The sequence below is a fragment of the Bacillus altitudinis 41KF2b genome (assembly GCF_000691145.1).
GTDB lineage: Bacteria > Bacillota > Bacilli > Bacillales > Bacillaceae > Bacillus > Bacillus altitudinis.
Genome location: NZ_ASJC01000031.1, coordinates 1 through 1113 on the forward strand (window position 1 = coordinate 1; position 1113 = coordinate 1113).

The window sequence follows — 1113 nt, forward strand, 5'->3', positions numbered from 1 at the left end:
AATTGATCAGTACATTGATTTTTCATTTATCGTAGATAAAGTAAGACCGTATTATAGCGAGAATAAAGGTCGTCCTTCTCTTGATCCACTTATTTTGTTCAAAATGATGTTTATCGGATACCTGTACGGTATCCGTTCTGAAAGACAACTTGAAAAAGAAATTTACTATAACATGGCGTATAGATGGTTTTTAGGTTTGAACATCAATGACCCCGTTCCTCATCACTCGACCATTAGCTGGAATCGTCGTACTCGATTCAAAGATACAACGATTTTTCAAGACATTTTCGACGAGATTGTGCTTCAAGCTATCAATCATGATATGGTAGGAGGCCGCGTTCTTTTTACTGATTCAACTCATCTTAAAGCCAATGCCAATAAACATAAATATACGAGAAAAACGATTGAACAAGATACCCAGAACTATATAAATGATTTAGAAGAAGCGATCCAAAAAGATCGGGTGGCACACGGAAAAAAGCCCTTAAAGGTAAAAGAGGAGGTGAAAACGGAAAAAGACATTCGGCAAAGTATGACAGACCCTGAAAGTGGCTATCTTTATCGTGAAAACAAACCGGAAGGCTTTTTCTACCTGGACCATCGTACAACAGATATGAAGTACAATATCATCACGGATGCCCACATCACGCCCGGTAATGTCCATGATTCTGTTCCGTATCTTGATCGGTTGGATCACCAAATCGCACGATTTGGTTTTCAAGTAGAAGCTGTTGCCCTTGATTCTGGTTATTTGACGACCCCAATCTGTAAAGGTTTATCAGATCGCCGTATTTTTGGTGTCATCGCACATAGACGCTTTCATCCAACAAGAGGTTTATTTGAGAAGTGGAAATTCAAGTATGATTCTGAACATGATCATTACATATGCCCAAATGGTGAGAAGCTATTATATACAACAACTGATCGAAAGGGTTATCGATTCTACAAATCAGATCCTAAAAAATGTGCATCGTGTTCTTTCCTTGAAAGATGCACAAGGTCGAAAAATCATCAAAAAGTCATCTCAAGACACATATGGGAAGAACATAAAGAAAAGATCAGACAAAATCGTCTATCTGTCACTGGAAAAGAGCTATATAAAAAAAGAAAAGA

Annotated in this window: 1 protein-coding gene; it reads left to right on the forward strand. The window is 37.7% G+C overall.

Translation table 11 applies throughout. The features are described 5' to 3' along the window. On the forward strand, positions 1-1113 hold a 1113-nt coding region (locus tag BA79_RS18675), incomplete at both ends, for an IS1182 family transposase (protein ID WP_035704539.1).